This is a genomic window from Bifidobacterium intestinale (assembly GCF_023656765.1).
In the GTDB taxonomy this organism is placed as follows: domain Bacteria; phylum Actinomycetota; class Actinomycetes; order Actinomycetales; family Bifidobacteriaceae; genus Bifidobacterium; species Bifidobacterium hominis.
In genome coordinates this window covers 324,371-346,580 of sequence record NZ_JAMOKR010000002.1, presented here as the reverse complement: position 1 = coordinate 346,580, position 22,210 = coordinate 324,371, and the positions used below count along the sequence as shown (strand labels likewise).

The window sequence follows — 22,210 nt, the reverse complement described above, 5'->3', positions numbered from 1 at the left end:
CCCGTCACAAACGTTCTCCTTATTTGGTTTCGGCATCGATCCGCAACGACAGCGCACGTGCCGAAGTCACCAATTGCGAAGCGACTTTAGTGTGCGGCGACTGCAGGATATCGGCGGTTTGTCCTGATTCGGCAACACGTCCATCAGCAAGTACATAACAGCGTGTGGTTGCATGATTGAGTACCGCGAAATCGTGGGTGATGAAGAGCATGGATGCGCCGGAATCGTCCACCAACGATGCCAGCAGATCGACGATCTGCCGTTGCGTGATCGAATCCAGCGCGGTGGTTGGCTCGTCGGCGATAATCAGGCGCGGCGACGTGACCAATGCGGCCGCGATGCCGACGCGCTGCTGTTGTCCGCCGGAAAGTTCATGCGGATATTTGTTCAGCACATCTTCCGGCAGCCCGACTTTGGCGAACATTGCTTTGACACGGTCCAACCGTTCGTCACGGGTCAGATCGTAATGCAAACGCAGTGGCAGCGCGACCTGCTGCGCCACGGTCATCACCGGATTCAATGCGGCGGAAGGATTCTGGAACACCATGCCCACATAACGGCCACGCAGATCGGCGATCGCTTGATCCGACGCTCCGACGATTTCAGTACCACCCATGTCAATACTGCCGGAAACCTGTGCGGAAAGCGGCAGCAAGCCCATGATGGATTTGGCGATCATGGATTTGCCGGAACCGGACGAACCGATCAAACCCACACGTTCACCGTCGGCGATGTCCATATCGACATCATGCACAATCGGCATTCCATTGATGACGATATTGAGATTACGGATGCTGACGCTCATGTGCGTTCCTCCGGTTCAACATGGGTGGCTTCACTTTGCCGCAATGCCGGATTCGTCAGCGGATCGATGGCGTCACGCAACGCATCGCCAAACAGATTCAGCGCTATCACCATCAAGGTGACCACCAATCCCGGCCACACCACAGCCATCGGATAAATGCTGATGAATTTGACGGACGTGGCAAGCGAATGCCCCCAACTGGGCACTCCCGCACCGACGCCAACACCCAGATACGTCAATCCAGCCTCCGCCAAGAGCGACGTGCCCGCACTCATCGACAGCTGAACGCATAACACCGGAACCGTATTCGGCACAATATGCGTGAAAAACACGCGTAACGAACTCGCACCCGACCACAAAGCCGATTCCACATAGTCAGAACGTGCGGCGAGCATGGCCGCGGGGCGTAGAATACGCGCCAAATTCAGCCCGTATGCAAGTCCGCATGCGGCGATGATCACCGCTGCCGACGCGCCGAACGGCACGGAAAGCATCAAGGCGATCAGCACTGTTGGAATGGAAATCAACGCATCCACCACAACCACCGACGTGGAAGCCAATGCGCCATGGCGAGACACCATGGCCGCCACCAGCAGCAGGCCGATGGCCGCGGCAACCACCACAGTAATCAGCGCGATCGCAAGATTCGTACGGGAACCGGCCATCAGCCAGCTCAACACATCAGCGCCAACACCATCAGTACCCAACATGTGAGCGCCGGACGGCGAAGCCCACGTGTTGAATCCGTCAGTATCAAGCAGCGAATATGGCGTCCACACCAGCGAAATAGCCGACACAACCAGCCATATCGCAAGCATGATCAGCGAATACTTGCCACCAGCGGTACGCCATATGGAGGGAATCACGGTTTTCACAGCGTTTTTCGAAGTAGTTTTCTCAGCAGACTCTTTCATCATGCAAGCACCTCCCCCGACACCAATCCGGCATCTTTCAGACGCGGATCAAGCGCACGATGCACCACATCAACCACTAATCCAAGCAAGAGGAAGAACGTAGCCAACAGGAACAATTCGCTCTGCACTGCAATCAGATCTCGATTGCCAACATCAGTGACCAGCATGGTGCCAAGCCCCGGAAGCGCGAACAGATTCTCAACCACCATTACACCGGTGACCATCTGGGCGAACGTCAAACCGATCACTGACACCAATTGCGGTGTGGCAAGACGCAAAGCGACGCGCAATACCGCCTGTTTGCGGGTCATGCCGCATGCCATGGCCATGTCAACCGCCTGAGACGAGGCCTTGTCCCCCACGGCGGCACGCGTGTAACGCATAATGGACGCGCCTGCGGTAACGCCGGTGGCGAGCGCCGGAAGTATCAAAGAAGCCAATGCCCGCAAGGGCGCACCCCAGCCATTATCGGGAAAACCTTGCGCCGGCAGCAATCCCAACAGTCCTGAACCGCGTGAGAACAGCAGAATCAACAGCAATCCGCCCCATAATGCGGGAATGGCACCGGCAAGAATCGCAATACCGTGACAAAGCCCACGCAAGCGGGCATTACGGGTCAGCACAGCAGCGCAACCAAGCGGCAGGCCAATCGCCAATGCGATCAGCAAACTCACGATGATCAGCGGAAACGTTACCGAAGCGCGAGACGCTACCTGCGCCGACACCGACTTGCCGCCAATGGCGGAAACACCAAGATCGCCGTGCAGCAACCCCAGCATCCAATCGCCGTATTGTGCCACGTACGACTTGTCCAAACCAAGTTCGGCACGTAGCGACGCGATACGTTCGGGGGTCGCGTTCGTACCTGCGATCACCGCAGCCACATCGCCCGGCAGCATGCGCAGTAGCACGAACACCAAAAGCGATAGACCGAACAGGGCCGCGACGAACAGTCCCAGCCGTTTGACTACAAATCTCATAGTTGAACCACCATTGGTCTATCGCTCGATCCGTGCGTTTGCAGCGATACGCACCTATTCACCGTCAATACCCTATCCAACAATATCGTGCCAATGTGTGGCGGTGCCGCAACGATGCCGCTGCAAACACCGCCACACATCAGTTTTCATCACTTGTTTTCCGCCGATTTTCCATCGTTTTTCATCGATTCACCGCGCCTTGGTGATCTGCCACAATGGCAGCACCGTCTGGCTCAGCTTGCTGGGGAATCCCTGCACGTTCTTGTGGTATGCCACCGTCACGCGATATCCGAACAGCCAGTCGGCGGGGGCATCCTCGCTTACTGCTTTCGCAGCCTGCTTCAGGTAGTTTGCACTGGATTCCTCATCGGTGGCGGCGAGCGCCTTGGCATACAGTTCTTGGGCTTGCTTGCCGTCGTAATGGAAGTAGTAGTCGGGCGTGGTCCACTTGTAGAAGTCGTGGCTTTCGGCGTGGTCCACCAACGAGAGTTCATAGTCGCCGTTGGCATGCACGTCTTGCAGCCATGTGGAGAATTCCACGTAGTTGATGCTGAGATCAATGCCGATTTTGGCGAGCTGGCTACGCAGCTGATCGCCGAGTTCCGTGCCGTACGTGTTGGCGTAGGTGAGGGTGAGTTTCAGCGGATTATCGGTGGAATAGCCGGCTTCAGCCATGAGTTCCTTGGCTTTGTTCACATCGTACGGGTACAGGTCGGTCAAGTCCTCATAGCCCGGGTCCACGGATGGGATCGGCCCGCCGAGCGCATAGTCGACGTTACCGCGCGAAGCGATGATTTCCTCATGGTTGATGCCGTAACGGATTGCCTGACGCACGCGCTTGTCGGCAAGCTTGCTGTTCGCGCAGTTGAAGGCGAGCACGTATTTGTCGCTGCCGTCCGCCGCGGACACCTGATACGTGTTGGCGTCAAGCGATTTGGCGAGCGTGGCGTTCACCGGGGAAAGCACGTCGACTTCGCCGCTTTTCAGCGCGTTGACGGCTGCGTTATCGTCGGTGAGGAATTTGATGATCACGTTTTCGGTTGCGGCCTGGTGTGCGCTTCCCCAATACTTCGGGTTGGCTTTGAGCACCATTTTGCTGGCGGAATCGAAGGATTCCACCGTGTACGGGCCCGATCCGACGGCTTCGGTTTTCGCGTTGTATTCGGCGTCCTTATCGAACACCAGGCCGGGGCGTCCGGTCAGGTACCACAGCAGGTTGGAATCGGGGGTGCTGAGCGTGAGCTTCACGGTGTCGCTATCGACCGCTTCGGCTTTTTCGAGGCTTTCGACCTGATTGGCGTTGTAATACTGCTGTTCTTTGAGCTGGTTAATGGACCAGGCCACATCTTCGGCGTCCAACGTGTCTCCGTTGGAGAAGTTCATGTTCTCGTTGAGATGGAACGTATACGTTGTGCCGTCGTTGGAAATATCCCAGCTTTTCGCCAGTCCCGGATGCACTTTGTTGTCGGAATCGCGTGACAGCAGTCCTTCGTACACATTGCCGATCAGCACCTGTTCGATCGCCGATCCGGACTGGTGGCGAATGTCGAGGCTTACGGGGGCGAGTTTCAGTCCAATGGTCACGGTGTTGGAGGTGCCATTTTCCGCGGTATCGCTGGATACGCTGTTGTTGCGGAATACGACGACGCCCACAATGATGGCGACCACTGCGATCACTGCAATGATGGCGATGATCCACTTGTTGGGCCCCTTGGATTTCGGTGATTTGGCACGCGCGTTCAAAGTTGCGTCGGTGCTTGCCGAGCTTGCGGGCTGATTGTTGTGTTGTTCGTTCTTCTGTTCGGTTGCGTCGGCTTCGCCGTACGCACCTGAAGATTGCGACATGATTGCTCCTGTTTGATTATGTGTTTGTTCTGGTTGACCGCCTGTACGGGTCGATCACCAAAGTCTGATTCTACAATCCGCCATGCCCGCACGATTCATCTGACGGCAATGCCGCAATGCCGCATGCTTCAGCCGGTTCGATATATACTTGACGCAGTTTTCGTAAGTCTTGCCAACGTCAATGGAAGGACAATATCGGCTATGGCGCATATTCTTCTCGGCGTGACCGGCAGCATCGCCGCATTCAAGGCCTGCCATCTCGCCTCCGACTGGAGCAAGCAGGGACATGAGGTTCGCGTGACCATGACCGCGGCCGCGCAGGAGTTCGTCACCCCGTTGACGTTCAGCTCGCTCACGCATACGCAGACGCGCACGTCCATGTTCGCAGCACAGCGCAATGACGGCGATGTTGCTCATACGCCATCCGATCCGCTGCATATCAATCACGTGGATGATGCGAAATGGGCGAACATGCTCGTCATCGCTCCCGCGAGCGCCGATATCATTGCGAAAATCGCATGCGGCATTGCCGACGACCAGCTGACAAGTACCGTGCTTGCCTATAGCGAAGGGCCGAAAATCCTATGCCCTGCCATGAACGTGCACATGTATGAGAATGCCGTGACGCAACGCAATCTCAATACCTGCCGTGAACTTGGATGGACCATTGTGGAGCCGGGATCCGGTATGCTTGCCTGCCAGGATGTCGGCAAAGGACGCATGGAGGAGCCTGCTGCGATCGAAGCTGCCGTAGCTGATCTGCTGCGTGCGAACCAGCCCGCAGAAACGTTGCCATTGCACGGATTGCATGTGCTCGTCACCGCCGGTCCCACACAGGAGCCGCTTGATCCCGTGCGCTACCTCACCAATCATTCCACTGGAAAAATGGGCTATGCGATCGCCGAGCAGGCACGCGATATGGGCGCGGATGTGACGCTGGTATCCGGCCCTGTCACATTGAGCGCTCCCCGCGGCATTGATACGGTTCACGTCACCACCGCGCAGCAAATGTTCAACGCGGTGCAAGAGCATTTCACGCAGGCCGATCTGACGATCATGGCGGCCGCAGTCGGCGATTTCCGACCCGTCGAGCAGGCTCAGGAGAAAATCAAGAAGAACGGGCGCATCAATATCGATCTGCAGCTCACATCGAATCCCGATATTCTCGCGTGGGCAGGCGAGCATAAGACCGCCGACCAGACCTTGTGCGGTTTCGCCATGGAAACGCAGGATCTTGAATCGAACGCAGCGAAAAAACTCACATCCAAGCATTGTTCCATGCTGGTGGCCAACAATCTCAACACTCCCGGCGCCGGATTCGCGGTGGATACGAATGTGGTGACCGTGCTGAAACCCGGCGAAACCACCGACGAACCGATCATCGAGCATTGGAACAAGATGAGCAAGCAGGAATTGGCGGAACGCATCCTCACCGAATTGGCAGCGTTACGCAATACCGAATCCGCTGAATCGCAAGCATCGTAACTATCAACCAACGTCACAGGAAATAGCGTCAATACAGCAATCGTAAGGAGAATTCGACATGCTTCTGGTCGCAGTCGACATCGGCAACACCAATGTGGTGATCGGCTTTCTCGATGACGGGCATATCGCCGGCACATACCGCATCACCACGAAAGCGAACCACACGTCAGACGAATATGGCCTGATGATCACGCAATTCCTGCGGTTGAGCGGCTACACGCCGGGCGACGTGGACGACGTGATCATCACGTCGGTGGTGCCGAAGGTCATGCATTCGTTCCGTGCCAGCATTGTGAAATTCCTCAATATCGATCCGATGATTGTTGGACCGGGAGTCAAAACCGGCATCAATATTCGCATGGACAATCCGCAGAATATGGGCGCGGACTGCATTGCCGACTGTGCGGGAGCCTACTACGAGTATGGCGGTCCGATTCTGGTGGCGGATTTCGGCACGGCCACCACATTCAATTACGTAACAGCCGACGCTTCAGTGATTTGCGGACTGATCACCACCGGCATTCGCACGGGCGCGACCGCCTTGTGGGAGGCCACGGCCCAGTTGCCGGAAGTGGAAATCACCCGCCCCGCATCGATTCTAGCGAAAAGCACCAAACCAGCTATGCAGGCCGGCTTGTACTACAACTTCCTCGGAGGCATCGAACGTACGATCACACAATTCCATCGCGAAATCGACGAAGAATTCCGCGTGGTTGCGACGGGTGGTTTAAGCCGAGTATTCGCCGATGATACCGATATGATCGATATTTACGATCCGGATCTGATTTTCAAAGGCATGCTGCATATTTACGAACGTAACGTACGATAGAAAATCTTATATTTAAATATATGTAATCTCATTACATAATAATGATGGCTGTCTTGCTTTCAATCGAAACGCAAGATGGCCATCATTATTTTTGTCTTTTGCAAATAATTAATATTTATTGAATAGTGAAGCCCTGATTGGTTCCATATTCCTTCAGATCCTTCTGCCAAAGCGCGATGCCGCTTTTCAATTTAAGTCGATCTGCGGAATCGGTTTCCTTCAACGCGTCACCGATGGCGGATTTGTCGGACACTTTGCCACCGGCCGCGATGATGTTCAACCGGTCCTGCTCCTTACGCAAGAGACTCGACCATTTGTAGGCTTTGCCCACGGTAGAGCGGAAGTCACTTCGCGCATACACTTCGAATGGCAGATACTGGTAGCCGGTCGAAACGTTTTCCGCAGCTTCGGAAAGCACACGATTGTATTCCTGACCGCCGAAATACGGTATTTCAATGCCACGCTCGTCGGTCACGGTGGTTTTGTGCAGGAATTCCCAATCAGACAACGTGTTGTTGTCGGCGGGGAATGCGCCGCCATTCACGCGGGCTTTGATGCCTTCCGCATTATGGCATGCGTATTCAATGAAACGATATGACGCTTCAGGCTTGCGAGAGCGTTGCAGCACGGCCAGTGCGGATCCGCCGTTTTCCGACGTGGTATATTCGCCATCCTGCGTGGGCATCTGCGCCACACGCCACAAACCCGCGGTTCCAGGAAGGTTCGACATGAGCAGCGACGGCAGCCATGCGCCGGAGAACACGGAGGCTACCTTCCCCTCCCCCACGGCTTCCTTCCATTCATCGGACCATGTGGTCAGATTGGTGGCGACCAAACCTTCGTCGATCATTTTCTGCCAGAATTCGGTGAAGGTTCTCGTACCCTCATCGCCGGTGAGGTTGATGGTCACGTTTTTGCCGTCGTTGGAGGTGGAGAAGGGGCGTCCTCCGGCAAGCCAGATCATCGTGTCGTAGAAGCTGGCGTCGCCGGAATCGGCGGTGATGTACACGCCGATCTCCTTGAGCTTTTTGGCGGCCTCGTAATAGTCGTCCCATGTACGAATTTTGGACGCGTCAACGCCGACCTGGTCGAACACGCTTTTGTCGTAGAAGAACGCCATTGGACCGGAATCCATAGGCAGACCGTACACGCGGCCGTTCAGCTGCACCGAAGCCCATGTGCCGGGCGTGTAGAAATCGCCGTAGCCTTTCGTGCGCCCGGTGATCGCCATCAGCTGGCTGCTTACCGCGTACTGGCGCAATGCATAGTATTCCAATTGCACCACGTCGGGAATGCCGTAGCCGTCTTGAATGGCGTTGTTGAGATTGTCATAGCCGCTTGTGTTCTTCCAAATAACGTGGATGTCGGGATTTTCCTTTTCGAAGCCGGCAATGACTTGCTTCATGCTCGGCTCCCACGACCACACGGTGATTTCGGTGCGGGAATCGACGTTGGCTCCGCAAGCGGCCGCGCTGACTGCCATAATGGCCGCACAGCAGATGGCGATGATTCGTTTCACCAGTTTCAAGCCGATTCCTCCCATTTGATGTTCCCACACGAGAACGTGCGTACAGGCATACGCATTTGAGTGTACGTCAGTCACCCGAAAGCCAGCGTACAATCCTCCAATCTCTTCGATTCAGCTACGCAATCCACTTACCTTTCAACAAACATGGGTGTCGGCGGATTGACGATTATTCAATCCACCGACACCCATGTTGCGTTACGGTTATTTGTCTGCCGACCGTTTACTGCTTGGTAACGATCACGCCATTGGGTTTGATCGAGACGTTCTCGCCGCTCACTTCAGCGAACGAAGAAACCACGATCTTGCCTTCGAATGGGATTTGAACCGCTTCGTGAGTGCGGTTGAACGAGAACACGAACCTCGAACCGTCCGATCCCTCACGTTCGACCCGCAGCACGCGACTGTCGTTTTCGCCGGTTTCGGCTATGCCGAGCGATTCAAGAATCTCCGGCAGGCTCTTGGCGATGCCATCACGGCCGAGGCGCGCGCCCACATACACGCTACGGCCTTCGCCGAACGTGTTCGCGACGATCGCCGGAGCGCCGTCCATGCCGGTCCACGGATCGTCCCTGAACGTTTCCAGCACGGTGGCCGACCCATCGACCGAACCGATCACGTCGGCGATATCGCGCGCGACCGCGCCGTTCGACAGACCGAGACGACCCGGCACGCCCGGGAAATCGTCGCCCATGGGCATGAACTCCTCCACGCGCACGCCGACCACGTCACGGATCGATCCCGGATAGCCGCCGAGCCACACGTGGTCCTTCTCGTCGGACAGTCCCGTGTAGTACGTGACGATCAGCCTGCCGCCGTTCGCCACGTAATCGCGCACGCGGCGGGTGGTCTCCTCCGACAGGATGTACACGCTCGGCAGCACGGCCACCTCGTACTCGTCCCAGTTCGAACTGACCGGAACGACATCGGCGGTCACGCCATGGTCGGCCAACGCGCGGAACCATTGCAGCGGCTCGTCCACGTGGTGGACCTTCTGGGTCGGCGTGGCGGTGTGCTCGCTGGCCCACTCGGACTCGTAGTCGAACACCACGGCGACCCTGGACTTCGCCAGCTTCGTGCCAAGCAGTCCGTTGTCGGCAAGCGCGTTCAGATCCGCGCCCAACTCGCACACGTCACGGAACACGGCCGAGTCCTCGCCGGCGTGGGGCACCATCGCGGAATGGAACTTCTCCGCGCCGGCCTTGGACTGGCGCCACTGGAAGTAGCACACCGCGTCCGCGCCCATGGCCACATGCGCCAGGGAGTCGCGCACCAGCTGGCCCGGCTCCTTGCGGTAGTTGACCGGACGCCAGTTCACCGCCGACGTGGAATGCTCCATCAGGAACCACGGATCCTTGCGCGCGATGCCGTCGACCAGGCTCGCGGAGAACGCGAGCTCGTCCAGATGGGCCTCGCCCGGAATGAAGTAATGGTCGTTCGACACGAAATCGACCTCACGGCCCCAATCGTCGTAGTCCAACACCGAACCGGCGGCGGACACCATGAAGTTCGTGGTCAACGGCAGGTCCGGAGTGATCTCGGCAAGCGCGTCGCGCTCGGCGACGTAGAACGCCTTCAGCGCGTCGGAGCTGAAACGCTTGAAGTCAAGCAGCTTGCCCGGGTTCATGAAGTTGCCGTCGCCGATGAATCGCGGAGGCACGATTTCCGTGAAGTCGTTCATGCGCTGCGCCCAGAACGCCGTGCCCCACGCGTCGTTCACCGCGTCGATGGTGCCGTAGCGTTCCTCGCACCACTCCCGGAACGCGCGTTCGGCGTCCTCGGAATAGTCGAAGCGGTTGTGGCAGCCGTACTCGTTGCTCACATGCCATGCGACCACGTACGGGTTGCCCTTGTAATGCTCGGCCATCGCGCGGCACAGCTTCAGCGCGTACTCGCGGAACACCGGACTGGTCGGCCTCCAATGCTGGCGGGCGCCCGGCTGGCACACGTCGCCGCGGTAGTCCTTCCACAGCACCTCGGGATGCGCCTGGGTGAGCCACATCGGCGGCGACGCGGTCGCGGACGCGAGATCCACTGCGATACCGGCCCCGCCCAGCTTGTCGATGATGCGGTCGAGCCAGTCGAAATCGTACACGCCCTCGCTCGTCTCGATCTTCGCCCACGAGAAGATGCCCACGGACACGAGGTTCACGCCAGCCTTCTTCATCAAACGAACGTCATCGTCCCACACCTCTTCCGGCCACTGGTCGGGATTGTAGTCCCCGCCGTACCAGATACGGGCTTGCTGCCCAGCCAACGGCTGCGGCCAACGATAGGCTCTGCGTTGAGTCATATATACTCCTTTGTTTTCGTCAGCTTCCCTTACAAATTTATCCCGCAATAGCAATTCCTGCAAGCCCAGAACCAAAAATAAACACAAAAAGCGTCTTCCCGACGTGTTGCACAACACAATCGAGAAGACGCCTTTTCGTATTCAGAAACCGAAAAAACCGAAATCGGGTGAAATCAGGCTTCGATGCCGAGCTGCTGGCGTTCCTTCTTGGAATACATGAACGCAGGAAGCTGACGGCCCTGCTTGAGCCAAGCATGATATTCGGCGGTCGCCGCAAACTCCACGTCGGAAGCGGAATTCAGGCAGGTCTCCACGGAATCCTGAATAACGCCGATGATGAAGCCGACACCCACCACCTGCATGGCGATGTCGTTGCTGATGCCGAACAGCGAGCAAGCCATCGGAATAAGCAGCAGCGAACCGCCGGCCACGCCGGAAGCGCCACATGCACCTAGCGCCGACACCACAGACAGCAGAATGGCGGCCGGCAGCGAAATCTGAATGCCCATCGTATTGGCAGCAGCCATGGCCATGATGGTGATGGTGACGGCGGCACCGTTCATGTTGATGGTTGCGCCCAGCGGAATGGACACGGAATACATGTCTTTATCAAGACCAAGCTTCTCGCACAGCTGCATGTTGACCGGAATATTCGCCGCGGAGGAACGGGTGAAGAATGCGGTCAGGCCGGATTCCTTGAAGCAGCGGTACACCAGCGGATACGGGTTGCGGTGCAGGTACAGGAAAATGACCAGCGGGCCGAACACGAGCACCATCAGCAGCATGGTGCCGACAAGCAGGAGCAGGAGGCTACCGTACTCGGTGAAGGCCGCCAAGCCGTTTTCGGAAACGCTGGTGAACACCAAGCCCATAATGCCAAACGGGGCGAGATTGATGACCCAACGAATCACCTGAGACACGCCATCGGCCACATTGGCAAGGAACGCCTTGGAGCTTTCATTGGCAATACCCTTCATGGCAAGACCGAACAGACAAGCCCACATCAGAATGCAGATGTAGTTGCCGTCGATCATTGCCTGAATCGGATTAGCCACAATATTGGTCAGCAACGTCTGCACAACCTCGCTCAAACCCTGCGGCACCACATCGGCGTCAGCGGCGTTACCCAACGATATGGTCTGCGGGAACATGCGAGACGTCAGCACCGCCACGACGGCGGACAGGAACGTGGTGAACAGATACAGGAAAAGCACCGTACCAAAACGGCCGTCAAGCTTGGAATTGCCTTGAGCCAAAGCACTTGCCACCAGCACAAACACCAGAATCGGAGCGACAGCCTTCAATGCGCTTACGAACAGGGTGCCGAATTCGCCAATCCACGTCATATGCGGAACGACCAATGCCAGTGCGGTGCCCGCGATAAGACCGACGATAATGCGGATAATCAGTGATACGCCGTTATATTTGTCGGCAACGCCACGAAGCGCTTTCGAAATATGGTTCATATTCTCTCTCGTTCTTTCCAGCCGGCTTGCCTTTGCCAGCCAGCACAACAAGAGCACATCCTAATCACGCTCGATAACACGAAATGTAAAGTGTCCAATTATAGGGACGCGCAACTTCAACACGCCCTAGCGACGCGATCAAATATCAGTACAGCGATGAACAGTTTTTACATATCTTTATTCATCGAGCCATGTCTGCTGATCAGACTGTTAATCAGCCAAGCGGCACTTTCGAAACAAACGTACGAGGCTCTCCCGTCACCGGATCGTCGAAATGCAATTCACGAGCCACTAATTCCAACGGTTGCGAGAAATCATCGTAAGAACGCTGCACAATATTCGGATAGAAATCATCGCCTAAAATCGGCAATCCCAACGAATTCATATGCACACGCAACTGATGCGTTTTGCCGGTTTTCGGGTGCAGCACATAATTCACATATGCTTTGCCGTCGATGCAACGTACCATATTCCTCCGCTCAATCAACGTTTGCGCATTGGCGATTTCCGGAATTTCGTACGCCTGAAGTCGCCCGCGATCCTTGCAAATATGCGATGCTCGGATTGCCGGAAATGGTTGATGCCTGTCGATTCTTACGATTGTTCCGTATTGCGGATGCTGTTCGGGGGCAAGTGGCGCCAAACATTCATAGGTTTTGATGGTTTTGCGATTCTGGAACAGCATTTGGTAAGCGCCACGCAATTCCGGTTTGCGCACAAATACGACGATACCTGCGGTAAGTCGGTCCAAACGGTGCGCGGGAACAATATCAGGTTCGCCATACTGTTCCCGAAGTCGGATCAACGCGGTTTCGCGATACCACATGCCGCGCGGTGTGGTGGCGAGAAAATGCGGTTTGTCAACCACGATAATCGCATCGTTCTCGTAAAGAACCTCACATTCGAACGGAATGTGAGGTTCTTCAAGAACGTAACGATGCCTCTTCTGCTGACTCTGTTGACGCATCGTATGAACGATTACTCCACGGTGACGGACTTGGCGAGATTACGAGGCTTGTCAACGTCGTAATTCTTCAGCTTGGCCATGTCCATGGCGAATAGCTGCAGCGGCACCACGTCCACCAGCGGACTCATCAGCGTTGGGCAAGCCGGACGCCAGAACACCACGTCCGCGTAGCGTTCAACATCGGGATCGTTCTCTTCGGCCACGGCGATAATGTACGCGCCACGGGCCTTGACCTCTTCGATACCGGAAATAACCTTGGCGTGCAGCACATTGCGGCCACGTGCCGGCGGCACGATGAACACTACCGGTTCGCCTTCATCCACCAATGCGATCGGACCGTGCTTGAGTTCGCCGGCCGCGAAACCTTCGGTGAAGGTGTAGGCGATTTCCTTCAATTTCAACGCGCCTTCCATCGCGACCGGGTAGCCGACATGACGACCCAGGAACAGGAAGGACTTCGCGTCGACCATCTGCGCGGCCGCATCATGCACGGTCTTGGTCTGCGTGTCGAGAATCCACTGGATCTTGCGAGGCATGTCTTTGAGGGAATCCAACGTCTGCGCGATTTCGTCGCGGAACATTGCACCCTTGACCTGCGCCAAATACAAGCCAAGCACGTAAGCGGCAGTAATCTGCGCCACGAACGCCTTGGTGGAGGCGACCGCCACTTCCGGACCAGCGTGCGTGTACAGCACCGCGTCGGATTCACGCGGAATGGACGCGCCCTGCGTGTTGCAGATGGCCAGCACCTTCGAACCCTGCTCGCGCGCATGACGCAATGCCATCAGCGTATCCATGGTTTCACCGGACTGCGAAATGGCCACCACCAACGTGCGCGGGGTGAGAATCGGATCACGATAGCGGAATTCGTGGGCGAGCTCCACTTCCACCGGAATACGCACCCAATGCTCGATGGCGTACTTGGCCACCATGCCCGCATAGGCGGCGGTACCGCAGGCGATAACGATAATCTTGTCGATCGCCTTGAAATCATGCTCGTCGATGCGAACCTCGTCAAGATTGAGATTGCCGTCCTTGCCGAGACGTCCCAACAACGTGCGCTGCACCGCCGCCGGCCCTTCGTGGATCTCCTTGTTCATGAAGGAGTCCCAACCGCCCTTTTCGGCCGCGGAAGCATCCCAATCCACGGTGTAGGTCTTCGGATCGGTCACGATGTTGCCCATGAAATCAGACACCACGACCTTATCGGCGGACACCATCACAGCCTGATCCTGGTCGATTTCCATGGCACGCTTCGTGTAGGCCACGAACGCGGCCACATCGGAACCGAGAAAATTCTCACCTTCGCCAAGACCAACCACCAGCGGCGAATCATGGCGGGCACCGACCACGACACCCGGCTGACGGCAGTCGGTGGCGAGAATCGTGAACGCGCCTTCTAGCATGCGCGCCAAGCGTCGCACGGCCTTGAACAAGTCGGGCTTGCCGGTTTCCTCAACGATTTTCTCGCTGATTTTACCCAGTAGTTTCGCCGCAACCTCCGTATCGGTTTCCGATGAGAAACGGTAACCTTCCGTCTGCAGATCAAGACGAAGCTGAGAGGCGTTTTCGATGATGCCATTATGAATGATGGCGACCTTGCCGTCTTGCGAGGTATGAGGATGCGCGTTGATGTCGTTCGGCACGCCGTTGGTGGCCCAACGGGTGTGGCCGATGCCCACGGTGGCCATCGGCATTGGATTGCGTTCCACGTCTTCGATCAGATTGGCGAGACGCCCCGCCTTCTTACGCACTTCCACATGGTCCATGCCGGGCGCGGTCAGCGCCACACCGGCCGAATCATACCCGCGGTATTCCAAACGTTGTAGGCCTTGGAGGCACACTTCCAACGGCTTGCCGCACGCGGTTTCCACATTTCCTGCATATCCTACGATTCCACACATAACACCTCAGCTTATCGGGTAATGGTGTCATTTTCGAAACGAAACCGCTCCATCGCGCCGAACCTTTGATATATGGACACAAAAATCCCCATGCCGACAGTTTTCAACATGGGGATTTTCTTCAGCCATTCTCTTGATCGCAATTCTTGAAATGAAGAGATGTCTGACTCTTACGATTACGCTTACGGCGATTTACAGCACGTGCTGCAGGAAGTCCTTGAATCGTGGTTCCTGCGGATTGTCAATGATTTCAGGACCGCCCTGTTCCACAACAACACCGCCGTCCATGAATACGATCTGATCGGCAACTTCGCGCGCGAAGCCTATTTCGTGGGTGACAACCACCATGGTCATGCCTTCTTTCGCCAAAGACAGCATGACGTTCAGCACTTCGCCCACCAATTCCGGATCGAGTGCGGAGGTCGGCTCGTCGAACAGCATGATTTCCGGCTTCATGGCAAGCGCACGGGCGATGGCCACGCGCTGCTGCTGGCCACCGGAAAGCTGTGCCGGATAGTGATCGAGGCGATCGCCCATGCCCACGCGATTCAGTTCTTCGATGGCAAGCTTGCGGGCTTCCTTTTTATCCATGTGCTTGACGTGGACCGGCGCTTCCATCACATTTTCGAGCGCCGTCATGTGCGGGAACAGGTTGAACCTCTGGAATACCATGCCCAGTTTGGAACGCTGCTCGGCCACTTCCTTGTCGTTCAGGGTCTGCAGCACCTGCTTGCCGTCCTTATCGACGTACTTGTAGCCGATCATTTCGCCGTCGACGTCGATTTCGCCGCCGGTCAGCGTTTCCAACTGATTGATCAGGCGCAGGAACGTGGATTTTCCGGAACCGGAAGGTCCCAGAATCACCGTCACCGAGCCGGGCATAACCGTCATATCGACGCCCTTGAGCACGTGCAGGCTACCGAAAGCCTTATGCACCTGCGTGGCCTTCACTGCGGGAACAACACCGTTGGTGGTTGGTTCAGTCATTGCTCACTCCCCTCACGCGGTCATGCCCGCGAACGTTGCCTCGTTCTGCTTGGCGATATCGTCTTTCGGTTCGCCTTCGGTTTTACCCGGCAGCGGCGGCTGCTTGCCGCGCGCGCCGGCCGGTCGTGCATCGAAGCCCTTGCCGAAATGCTTCTCCAGACGAGACTGCAGCACCATCAGGATGGAGGTGATCACCAAATACCAGATGCAGGCCACGATCAGCAGCGGAATCGGCTTGTACAGTCGGGTTGCGATTGCGGTGGTGGCGAACTGCAGTTCCAGCGTGAACGGCACGGCGTTGACCAGCGAGGTGGTCTTCAACATGCCGATGAACTCATTGCCGGTCGGCGGAATGATGATGCGCATGGCCTGAGGAAGCACCACGCGACGCATGATCATGGAACGCTTCATACCCAGCGCCTTGGCCGCTTCGGTCTGACCTGGATCGACGGCTTCAAGACCCGCACGCACGATTTCGGCCAGATATGCCGCTTCGTTCAGCGCGAGACCCAGCCATGCCGCGTTGAACGCGGTAATGACGGACTGCGAGTCAATGCTCCAGAATTCAATGGACGTGAAAGGAATGCCCACACCGATGCGGGGCACCAATACGGCGAACAGACCCCAGAACACCAGCTGCGTATACACAGGGGTGCCACGGAAGAACCAAATGTAGAACCAGCTCACGCCACGCAGCACCGGATTGATGGACTTGCGCATCACGGCCAGAATCACTGCCAGAACAATCGCGATGACCATGGAGATGACCGTCAGCAGCAGCGTGTATTTGATGCCTTCAAGCACATTCTCGTTGAACAGGTACTTCCCAACCACATTCCATTCGAAACGCGGATTGGTGATCAGGCCCTGCAGCAGCATGGCGGCGAGCAGAGCAACGATGACCGCCGCCACAATCGGGCCCGTACGCTTAACCGGCAGCGCTTTGATGCGATTCGGAATATCGAGGCCGTCGCCGTCGATCTGTTTTTTCGCCATGATGCTTCAGTTCCTTCGTTGTTGATGAAAATAGTGGAGATGAGATCAGTTGAGATCGGTCGGGTTGATCTCAGCCTTGTCGAGAGCACCGGATTCCACACCCCAATGCTTGAGGATCTTCATATACGTGCCATCGTCCATCAGCTTCTGTACGGCCTTCTGCACGGCTTCAGCAAGCTGGGTGTTGCCCTTCTTGACAGCGATGCCCTGCTTGGCCACGCCTTCGACGTCACCCAAGGCCTCAAGCTGTCCGTCGGTCTGGGAGATGGCATAACCGGCGACCGGCGAATCGGCATAGAACGCATCGGCCTTGCCCGTAGCCACTGCAGTGGCCGCTTCGGCCTGACGCTTGTACGACATCACTTCGGCCTTGTTGTCGGCCTCGCAGCCTTTGGCGATGGTGTTGGCCTCCTCTTCCTGCACGGTGCCGGTCTGCACCGCGATCTTCGCGCCACACATGTCGGAAGTGTCGAGCTTCTTCGGATTGCCCTTCTGCACGGCCCACGTGGAACCCGCACGGTAGTAGCTCACGAAATCCACGGACTGCATACGCTCTTCGGTGATGGTCATGGCGGTGATGCCCAGATCATACTTGGAGCCAATGGAAGGAATGATGGTGTCGAACATGGAAGACACGATGTTCGGCTTCAAACCAAGCGTCTTGGCGATGGCCTTGGTCATGTCGATATCATAGCCGACCGGAGTCTTACCGTCTTCGGCATAGAATTCAGCCGGAGCGTACGAAAGCTCCATACCGGCGGAAAGCTCGCCGTCCTTCACCAGATCGCTGGACGAAACCAGCTTGGCCAGCTCGTCATCTTTTTCAATGGTGCTGACATCGTAACCGGTGGTAGTGTTCGACGAATCCGACGAATCGCCGGACTTGGAAGCATCGGAGGTGCCGCAAGCGGCAGCGGAAAACAACATCGCCGCGCTCAGCGCAAGCGCCACAACGGACTTGATCTTCAAAGACATGATACGCATATCCTTCTTCTTATCTCTTCATTGCCATACCGAGATCTCAACGCCATTCGATTGCAGAGAACCTCAGTATCTCAAATAGGCACGATAAGAGCGCAATGCTACATGTACGTTACGTTGCGCAAAACCTACGCACCAGCCAAGAATCACGCAATGAAGATCCATCGAATCACGGAAAATCCATATACGAAAAACGGAAGACACGCGGATTCGGTCCGCATGCCTTCCGTCATATCGGCATCACAGTATCACCGCGTACGATACCTGCCTTACGTTTGATCGTTCAGCCGAGGTCGGTCGGATTGATTTCGGCTTTGTCGACCGCTCCGGTCTCCACGCCCCAATGCTTGAGGATCTTCATATACGTGCCGTCATCCATGAGCTTCTGCAGTGCGGCCTGCACCGCCTTGGCTGTATCGGAATCGCCCTTCTTGATGGCCACTGCCTCCTTGGTCACGCCGATATCCTCGCCAAGGGCTTCCAACGTGCCTTCGGTTTGCGGCACGGCCTCAAGACCTAACATATTGGCGAGCGCCTTGGCGATATCGACATCGAAGCCGACCGGGGTCTTGCCGTCCTCCGCAAGGAATTCCGCGGGAGCGTACGACGTGTCCATGCCGATGGTGGGCTTGCCGTCCTTGGTGACTGATTCCGGCAGCATTGCGGCTATATCAGCATCCTTCGTCACACCGGAAACGTCATAACCGGTGACGTTCGACGACGACTTGGAATCACCGGAAGCCGTGGAATCGGACTTTTCCGATGTGCCGCACGCACCCAACGAAACGATCATGGCGGCGCTTAGCGCAAAACAGTGAGTTTCCTCAGATTATTGAAAGCCATCGCGAATCATCTCTTCATTCCCGACCGTATGAAAACGGCCGAACCGAAGTTCTGCACGCACCATAAAAACGATTGCTACGGCCGCGTTAATAGTACGCAAACTCTATTTGACATGCCGTTTTTCCCTACGAAAAAGCGGGTTTTGTCATATCACAATATGATCAAAACCCGCTTTGTTTCCGGCATATCGCAAGCTATGCGATTCTTGAAACCGTCTGATCCGCAGACGGTTCAATCATGGAATCATTCGGCGCCCGGCGTATTGATTTCCGGCGTTTTGATGGCACCGTCCTCGACGCCCCAATACTTGAGGATCTTCAGATACGTACCGTCGTCAATGAGCTTCTGCACGGCCTTCTGCACGGCCTCATCCATCTGGCTGTCGCCTTTCTTGATGACGATGCCTTCCGGAGCGACGCCCTCGACCTTGCCAAGCGTTTCCAGCTGTCCATCGGTTTGCGCGATGGCATAGCCCGCGACCGGCGAATCGGCATAGAACACGTCAGCCTTGCCGGTGACAACGTTCGTGGTCACATCGGTCTGCAGCTTGCTGGAGATCACTTCAAGCTTATCCTTGCCGTCGGCCTCGCATTGCTTGGCCATCTTGTTGGCTTCGGTCTCCTGCATGGTGGCGGTCTGCACGGCCACCTTCTTGCCGCACAGATCGGACGTGTCGATCTTGTTCGGATTGCCCTTCTTCACGGCCCATGCCGATCCGGCATCGAAATGGCTTACGAAATCAACCGCATCCAAACGTTCCTTGGTCACGGTGAACGACGAAATGCCGATATCGTACTTGGATCCGACCGACGGAATGATCGAATCGAAATTCGCGGTTTCAGGATCCGCTTCAAGACCGAACACCTGTGCCAAAGCCTTGGCGATATCGACATCGAAGCCGACCGGGGTCTTGCCGTCCTCCGCAAGGAATTCCGCAGGAGCGTACGACGTGTCCATGCCGATGGTGAGCTTGCCGTCCTTCGTCACATAGTCGGGCAACAGTTTGGCGATGTCATCGTCTTTCTGCACCGACGAAACATCGTACCCCGTCAGTTCGTTCGATTTCGAACCGCTATTGGACGAAGCCGCATCGTCGCTTCCATCACTGGTGCCGCATGCCGCTCCAGCAAACAACATCGCAACGCTCAGCACGCACGCGGCAGCCGCCTTCAGACTTTTCTTCGCTTCCATATCCTTCTCCTATGTCTCGCTCGGTCTATTCGACCGAATCCGAACCATACACTAGAGAAGTCAAGCTACAAAAATATTACGACCGCCGCTTTATGTCAGTATGTGAAACCGGAAATTTTCCGGTTTCGACTTATCGCACTTGCTTGTTGGCATAGCGCATGGCACGCAACGCCTCACGCTTGTCTTGTTCCTCGCGCAACGCCTGACGCTTGTCGAATTCCTTCTTGCCTCGGGCCAACGCGATTTCCGCCTTGACGCGGCCATCCTTGAAATACAGGCTCAGCGGAATGATGGTGAAACCTTTAGCTTGGCTTTGACGTGCCAGCTTGTCGATCTGCGCCGCATGAAGTAGCAGCTTACGCTTGCGCTTAGGGGCATGATTGTTCCACGTACCATTGAGATATTCAGGAATGTTGGCTCCCTCAAGCCACATTTCACCGCGACGGTCGATGGTGATGAACGATTCGGCCAGCGATGCGCGTCCCTCACGAAGCGACTTCACTTCAGTGCCGGTCAACACCAGACCGGCTTCATACTTGTCTTCGATGGCGTAATCATGGCGTGCCTTCTTGTTCTGCGCAATCGGCTTCACACCTTGCTCCTTGGCCATGTCGGACCTCCTTTCCGGTTCTTCGAAGAAGTGTTTTGCAACGCAACAATCGACAATATCACGGGAGCGCGCCGCCCAACGATTCAGGCGGCGCGCTCCCGTGACACAACGTTCAAGGAAAAACTCAAACGCTCCTTGATGAATCAGTGCACATACCAGAACTGAGATGCGTTGTATAGCGTGCGGTACGACACGTTGAAGGGACCACCGGACGCGTTCATCTCGGAAATGGTGATAGTGCTTCCGTTCACCGCTTCCACAACGGCCACATGACCGTAGAAACCATCTGCTCCAGCCTGTCCGGGAAGGAAGGAGAGAGCCGCACCCACCTGCGGATTATGATCCACTCGCAGACCATATGAGGGAGCTGTAATATACCACTGACCACCGTTACCCAAATATGAAGGGGTTCCGATGCCCATCTGTCTACGACGGTCGTACGCCCACCACGTGCACTGGCCGGCCACGTAGGCATTGCCGTAATCGCCATTGGAGGTTCCCTGACCGGAATTGTTATTGGTGCTCGGCGCGGGAGCAGGAGTGGGAGTAGGCGCAGGAGTTGGCGCGGGAGCAGGCGTCACATTGTTGCTGCCATTATTGGTATTGCTGTTGCCTGGCTGGGTCTGCCCTTGATTGCCGCCATTATTTTGATTGGCTGCGGCGGCCTGCTCGGCTGCATACTGGCGATTGAAGGAATCGACCTGCGACTGCAACATAACCGTTTGCGCCGCCTGCTTGGCCACGTCACTATTCAGCTGCGACTGCTTGCTTTCCAATTCGGCACGGCGGGTTTCGCCTTCTGCGCGCAACTGGTCAAGCGAGTCGCGCTGGGTCTGTGCGGAGGCGGCAGCCTGCTGTGCGGATGCAGCCTTTTCATCAGCTGTGGTTTTCAGATTGGCGATCTGCTTTTCGATTGCGGCAAGACGTTCGCTACGGTTCATCGACGTGTTCAACGTATTCGCCGCATCGCTGGCCGCATTGGCCTCGGTACGGCTCAACGCATCACGCGACTGCATGGAGTTGATGAACTCCTGCGTACTTGTGGCACCGGTCACCACGCTCATCACGGTGGATGTGTCGGAACCATGCATATCTTCACGAGCCATCTGCGCCACGGCCGCATGCGCGTCGTCGTAGTCCTTGCCCGTCTGCTCAATCTGCGCTTCGAGGTTTTCCTTGTCTTTCTGCGCCGCTTCCAAACGGGAAGCGGCAGCCTCCGCCTCGCTTTGCGCCGAAGCGGCAGCGGCATTGGCCTCATCGACCTCAGCTTGGGCCGCCGGAATCTTCGTATTCGTCAATTCGTCCAGCTCGACGATCTTGTCTGCCAGATCGGACTTCACGCCAGAAAGCTGCGAACGCAACCGCGCTTCCCGCTGTGCGCTATTGGACTTCTGATTCTGCGCGTTCACCAGATTGCTATACGTATTTGCATGCGCCTGCGGAACAACAGGCGCGAACGGGGCGATCGCCATCGTGGCGCACATAGCCCCCGTTGCAAACACCGCAGCGGCCGGCTTGAGAGCTTTTTTGCTTATCATTCGGTCACTTGCCTCCCATCATTGTTCCACACCATAGCATCTCATGCTTAA

General features: G+C 56.5%; 18 protein-coding genes. 2 read left to right on the top strand and 16 right to left on the bottom strand.

The features are described from left to right. Nucleotides 1–19: 19 nt before the first annotated feature. The 4 genes from NBH13_RS04360 to NBH13_RS04345 form a co-directional block, all read right to left on the bottom strand. Entirely contained in the window at nucleotides 20–805 is a 786-nt protein-coding gene (locus tag NBH13_RS04360) for an ABC transporter ATP-binding protein (RefSeq protein ID WP_144170864.1), read from the bottom strand. Next, nucleotides 802–1,722, bottom strand: coding sequence for an ABC transporter permease (locus NBH13_RS04355; RefSeq protein WP_126016067.1), 921 nt, complete (start codon nucleotides 1,720–1,722; stop codon nucleotides 802–804). Before NBH13_RS04355 ends, NBH13_RS04360 begins: the two co-directional genes overlap by 4 nt. Then, entirely contained in the window at nucleotides 1,719–2,699 is a 981-nt protein-coding gene (locus NBH13_RS04350; RefSeq protein WP_126016065.1) for an ABC transporter permease, read from the bottom strand. The genes NBH13_RS04355 and NBH13_RS04350 overlap by 4 nt, the downstream gene beginning before the upstream one ends. 189 nt (nucleotides 2,700–2,888) lie before the next feature. Further along, the gene (locus NBH13_RS04345) at nucleotides 2,889–4,544 is read right to left on the bottom strand and encodes an ABC transporter substrate-binding protein (RefSeq protein ID WP_099570851.1); all 1,656 of its coding nucleotides are present in this window, start codon (nucleotides 4,542–4,544) and stop codon (nucleotides 2,889–2,891) included. Nucleotides 4,545–4,745: 201 nt separating this feature from the next. On the opposite strand from NBH13_RS04345, the gene coaBC reads away from it, so the two are divergent. Both coaBC and NBH13_RS04335 read left to right on the top strand, forming a co-directional pair. After that, entirely contained in the window at nucleotides 4,746–6,029 is a 1,284-nt protein-coding gene (gene coaBC / locus NBH13_RS04340; protein WP_126016063.1) for a bifunctional phosphopantothenoylcysteine decarboxylase/phosphopantothenate--cysteine ligase CoaBC, read from the top strand. A 58-nt stretch (nucleotides 6,030–6,087) separates the two neighbouring features. Then, nucleotides 6,088–6,858 (top strand): type III pantothenate kinase, encoded by a 771-nt coding sequence (locus NBH13_RS04335; RefSeq protein ID WP_250779107.1) that lies wholly within the window; start codon nucleotides 6,088–6,090, stop codon nucleotides 6,856–6,858. 115 nt (nucleotides 6,859–6,973) lie between these two features. Here the strand turns inward: NBH13_RS04335 and NBH13_RS04330 are convergent, their stop codons facing one another. The 12 genes from NBH13_RS04330 to NBH13_RS04275 all read right to left on the bottom strand — a co-directional run bounded on the left by NBH13_RS04330 (nucleotide 6,974) and on the right by NBH13_RS04275 (nucleotide 22,159). Then, nucleotides 6,974–8,401 carry an ABC transporter substrate-binding protein gene (locus NBH13_RS04330; RefSeq protein WP_250779106.1) on the bottom strand — a complete coding sequence of 476 codons (1,428 nt, stop codon included), beginning with the start codon at nucleotides 8,399–8,401 and terminating at the stop codon, nucleotides 6,974–6,976. Nucleotides 8,402–8,606: 205 nt separating this feature from the next. After that, on the bottom strand, nucleotides 8,607–10,676 hold the full coding sequence (locus tag NBH13_RS04325) for a beta-galactosidase (protein WP_250779105.1): 2,070 nt from the start codon (nucleotides 10,674–10,676) through the stop codon (nucleotides 8,607–8,609). Nucleotides 10,677–10,849: 173 nt separating this feature from the next. Then, the gene (gene sstT, locus NBH13_RS04320) at nucleotides 10,850–12,142 is read right to left on the bottom strand and encodes a serine/threonine transporter SstT (RefSeq protein ID WP_250779104.1); all 1,293 of its coding nucleotides are present in this window, start codon (nucleotides 12,140–12,142) and stop codon (nucleotides 10,850–10,852) included. Nucleotides 12,143–12,356: 214 nt separating this feature from the next. Continuing rightward, complete coding sequence (locus NBH13_RS04315; RefSeq protein WP_250779103.1) at nucleotides 12,357–13,109, bottom strand: pseudouridine synthase; 753 nt, start codon at nucleotides 13,107–13,109, stop codon at nucleotides 12,357–12,359. Nucleotides 13,110–13,120: 11 nt separating this feature from the next. Further along, on the bottom strand, nucleotides 13,121–15,013 hold the full coding sequence (gene glmS, locus NBH13_RS04310) for a glutamine--fructose-6-phosphate transaminase (isomerizing) (RefSeq protein WP_250779102.1): 1,893 nt from the start codon (nucleotides 15,011–15,013) through the stop codon (nucleotides 13,121–13,123). A 192-nt stretch (nucleotides 15,014–15,205) separates the two neighbouring features. Then, a complete protein-coding gene (locus tag NBH13_RS04305) occupies nucleotides 15,206–16,000 on the bottom strand; it encodes an amino acid ABC transporter ATP-binding protein (RefSeq protein WP_004219687.1) in 795 nt (264 codons plus the stop codon). Nucleotides 16,001–16,012: 12 nt separating this feature from the next. Beyond that, nucleotides 16,013–16,996: an amino acid ABC transporter permease gene (locus NBH13_RS04300; protein ID WP_099570859.1), complete on the bottom strand. Its 984-nt coding sequence runs from the start codon at nucleotides 16,994–16,996 to the stop codon at nucleotides 16,013–16,015. Between the two features lie 45 nt (nucleotides 16,997–17,041). After that, a complete protein-coding gene (locus NBH13_RS04295) occupies nucleotides 17,042–17,971 on the bottom strand; it encodes an ABC transporter substrate-binding protein (RefSeq protein WP_099571164.1) in 930 nt (309 codons plus the stop codon). A 289-nt stretch (nucleotides 17,972–18,260) separates the two neighbouring features. Continuing rightward, complete coding sequence (locus NBH13_RS04290; RefSeq protein WP_250779101.1) at nucleotides 18,261–18,770, bottom strand: transporter substrate-binding domain-containing protein; 510 nt, start codon at nucleotides 18,768–18,770, stop codon at nucleotides 18,261–18,263. A 293-nt stretch (nucleotides 18,771–19,063) separates the two neighbouring features. Next, entirely contained in the window at nucleotides 19,064–20,011 is a 948-nt protein-coding gene (locus NBH13_RS04285) for an ABC transporter substrate-binding protein (protein ID WP_099570861.1), read from the bottom strand. Between the two features lie 130 nt (nucleotides 20,012–20,141). Next, nucleotides 20,142–20,621: an SsrA-binding protein SmpB gene (smpB, locus tag NBH13_RS04280; RefSeq protein WP_004219704.1), complete on the bottom strand. Its 480-nt coding sequence runs from the start codon at nucleotides 20,619–20,621 to the stop codon at nucleotides 20,142–20,144. 143 nt (nucleotides 20,622–20,764) lie between these two features. Continuing rightward, complete coding sequence (locus NBH13_RS04275) at nucleotides 20,765–22,159, bottom strand: CHAP domain-containing protein (RefSeq protein WP_099570862.1); 1,395 nt, start codon at nucleotides 22,157–22,159, stop codon at nucleotides 20,765–20,767. Between the last annotated feature and the right edge of the window lie 51 nt (nucleotides 22,160–22,210).